The 3,474-nt window shown below is 64.8% G+C and carries 3 protein-coding genes; all 3 read left to right on the top strand.

From position 1 onward, the window contains the following. The first annotated feature begins 61 nt into the window (after window positions 1–61). From EN964_RS29150 to EN964_RS29140, 3 genes are read left to right on the top strand one after another with little or no spacing between them, the layout of a single operon-like run. On the top strand, window positions 62–1,576 hold the full coding sequence (locus EN964_RS29150; RefSeq protein WP_127269389.1) for a sugar ABC transporter ATP-binding protein: 1,515 nt from the start codon (window positions 62–64) through the stop codon (window positions 1,574–1,576). Between the two features lie 9 nt (window positions 1,577–1,585). Beyond that, window positions 1,586–2,554, top strand: a complete 969-nt coding sequence (locus EN964_RS29145) for an ABC transporter permease (RefSeq protein ID WP_127269390.1) — start codon at window positions 1,586–1,588, stop codon at window positions 2,552–2,554. Beyond that, window positions 2,551–3,426 (top strand): MurR/RpiR family transcriptional regulator, encoded by an 876-nt coding sequence (locus EN964_RS29140; RefSeq protein WP_013529211.1) that lies wholly within the window; start codon window positions 2,551–2,553, stop codon window positions 3,424–3,426. Before EN964_RS29145 ends, EN964_RS29140 begins: the two co-directional genes overlap by 4 nt. Window positions 3,427–3,474: the final 48 nt, after the last annotated feature.

The raw sequence follows: 3,474 nt of genomic DNA, 5'->3' as shown, positions 1-3,474 counted from the left end.
CAACAGTGCCGGTCAGGGCAATTCGCTTCTGTCCGGCACCATGGCCCGGAGATAGAACTCGATGTCACCCCGGCTGCAATTCCAGGGCATTTCCAAGCTGTTTCCGGCCGTACGGGCGCTTGACGGCGTTTCGTTCTCGGTCGGGGCCGGTGAAATCCATGGCCTGCTCGGCGAAAACGGCGCCGGCAAGTCGACGCTGCTGCGCGTCCTGTCTGGCGTCTACAGGCCGACCGCGGGAAGCGTCCTCATCGACGGCAAGCCGGTTACACTCGCCAACCCGGTTGCCGCGCGCGCTGCGGGCGTCGCCATGATCCATCAGGAATTGCAGCAGGTGCCGCGCCTCAGCGTCGCCCAGAACATGTTCCTCGGCCATCCGCTGACGCGCGGCGGCATCTTCGTCGCCAGCAGAGAGCAGGAGCGCCGCGCCGCCGAGGCTCTTGCAGCCATCGACCCTTCCATCGATCCAGCCGCCCCGCTCGGCACCCTGAAGGTGGCGCAGCGGCAGATTGTCGAGATTGCCAGGGCATTGCTCGATCGCGCCCGCATCGTCGCCATGGACGAGCCGACATCGAGCCTGACGCCGAGCGAATTCGAACGGCTCGCGCAAGTCATTACAGGTTTGGCGCGCGATGGCGTCGCCGTCGTCTATGTCTCGCACAAGCTGGATGAGGTGTTCGGCATCTGCCGGCGCGCCACCATCATGCGCGATGGCGTCGTCGTCGATTCCGTCGATCTGAAAGACCTGTCGGAGAAAGCGGTCGTGGCGATGATGGTCGGCCGCGAACTGGCGCAGGAACACCATAATTCCCATGCCACGAACAAGGTCATGCTGAGCGCGCGTGGCCTCTCCTCGGCGACGAAGGTGCGCAACGTGTCGTTCGATCTGCATCGCGGCGAGGTGCTGGGGATTGCCGGCCTGGTCGGTTCCGGCCGAACTGAACTTTTGCGGCTCCTGGCCGGCGCCGATCGCGCCACGGCCGGCACCATTGCAATCGACGGCAAGGCGGCGCGCTTCGCCGGCCCGCGCGATGCGATTGCCGCCGGCATCGGCCTGGTGCCGGAGGAGCGCAAGCGCGAAGGCATCGTGCCGCTGCGCTCGATCACCAGCAACATGGCGCTGGCCTCGATGAACGTATTCGCGCCGCGCGGCGTCATCGATCACACCAGGCTGAAACAGGTGGCGGTCGACAGGATGAGCCGCGTCAATCTGCGCCCGTTCCTGCTCGACCGGCCGATCCGCCTGTTCAGCGGCGGCAACCAGCAGAAGGCGATCATCGGCCGCTGGCTGGCCGCGGGAACGCGCATCCTCTTGTTCGACGAACCGACACGCGGCATCGATGTCGGCGCCAAGGCGGAGATCTATCATCTGATCGAGGAACTCGCCGCCGAGGGCCATGCCGTGATCGTCGTCTCCTCCGAACTCCCCGAAGTGATCCGGCTTGCCGACCGCGTGCTGGTCATGCGCGACGGCACGATCGCGGCCGAACTCCACAGAGACGATATCAGCGAACAGGCGATCGCGGCGCACGCCATCCCACAAACGCAAACGCCGGCCGCGCAACAGGCAAGGCAGTAGGTGACGGATATGTCGGATACCACTCTGGTGCGACCACGCGCCGAATTCCTGCGCGGCGTTTCCATGCGCGACGCCGGCACGCTGATCGGCCTTGTCGTGATCCTGGCAGTATTCGGCACGCTGGTGCCCGGCTTCTTCGCCGAGCGCAACCTGATCAACATCCTGCAGCAGTCGAGCATCAATGCCTGTTTGGCGCTGGGCATGACGCTGGTCATCATCTCCGGTGGCATCGACCTGTCGGTCGGGCCGACGGCGGCACTCTCGGCCGTCATCTCGGCCTCTATGATGGTCGCCGGCGTGCCGTTTCCGTTGGCCATCGCCGCCGGCTTCGCCATTGGCCTTGCCTGCGGCCTCGTCAACGGCGTGCTCGTCGCCTATGTCGGGCTGCAGCCCTTCATCGTCACGTTGGGAACGCTCAGCACCTATCGGGCGCTGGCGCTGATCTACACCGGCGGCAATCCGGTGCTCGGCCTTCCGCCAAGCTTTCGCGCCATCTTCAACGGATCGCTGTTTGGACTGCCTCTGGCGGTCATCATCGTCGCCTGCGTGGCTGTCGTCGCCTGGGTCGTTTTGAAGAAGACGCCCTTCGGCGAATATCTGCTTGCCGTCGGCGGCAACGAGGAGGCGGCCTACATCGCCGGCGTGCCGATTGCCCGCACCAAGATCGCCGCCTACATGATCTCGGGCCTGCTGGCGGCGCTTGCCGCGCAGATCCTGGTCGGCCGGCTCGGCGCCGCCGAGCCCATCCTCGGCAATCTCTGGGAACTCGACGCTATCGCGGCTGCCGCCATCGGCGGCGCCTCGCTGATGGGCGGCAAGGGCAGCATCGTCGGCACCATCCTGGGCGCCGTCATCCTCGGCGCCATGCGCAACGGTTTGACGCTGATGAACGTCCAGTCCTTCTATCAGCTTCTGGCAACTGGTCTTATAATCCTCGCCGCGATGCTTATCGATCGCGTGACGAGGGGGCGTGGATGACCTTGAGCGGGCTGGACCTGAAAGCGGTAGGACCGCGCATCCGCATGATGATGCCGCATCTCACCCCGTTGGAGGCGAAGGTGGTGGAAACCGTCTTCGGCCGGCGCGGTTTCGACGAGAGCATTCCGCTGAAACAGATCGCCGAAGAGTCCGGCGTGTCCGAGGCGATGGTGGTCAAAATCGCCAAGAAGCTCGGCTTTTCCGGCTATCGCGACTTCCGCACCGCCGTCTATGAATACAGTCGCCTGCCGACCGCCGAGATGCACCAGGAACTGTCATCCGACGACAGTTCGGCCGAGATCGTGCAAAAAGTGTTTCGCACCTCCATCCAGGCGCTGGAGGAGACGCTGGCGATCCTCGACATCGAGGATTTCGACCGGGCCGCCGAGCTGCTCTTCCGTGCCAAGAACCGGGATTTTTATGGCGTCGGCGGCTCGGCGCAGATCGCCCGCGATGTCTCGCACAAGTTTCTGCGCATCGGCATCCGCGCATCCGTCTATGACGATTCGCATATGATGCTGATGTCGGCCTCGCTGCTCGGCGGCGACGACATCGCCGTCGGCTTCTCGCATTCGGGAAACACGTCGGCCGTCATCGACGCCATCCAGCTGGCCCGCAAGAACGGTGCCCGCACGCTGGCCATCACCAACTACGACAACTCGCCGCTGGCTGCGGTCGCCGACATCGTGCTTTGCTCGACCGCGCAAGGCTCGCCGCTGATGGGCGAGAACGCAGCGGCGCGCATTGCCCAGCTCAACATCCTCGACGCGCTGTTCGTGGCGGTGGCACAGCGCGATTATCAGGCGGCGGAGCGCAATCTCGGCCGCACCATGTCCGCGGTGACATCGAAACGAAAAGACCGGGGCTCATGACGACATCGCCGCTGGTCACCGTGTTCGGCAGCTTGCACTACGACATCA

This window comes from Mesorhizobium sp. M7A.F.Ca.CA.001.10.2.1 (assembly GCF_003998575.1).
In the GTDB taxonomy this organism is placed as follows: Bacteria; Pseudomonadota; Alphaproteobacteria; order Rhizobiales; family Rhizobiaceae; genus Mesorhizobium.
The sequence above is the reverse complement of the archived record's forward strand: the minus strand, read 5'-3'. Positions and strand labels throughout refer to the sequence as shown.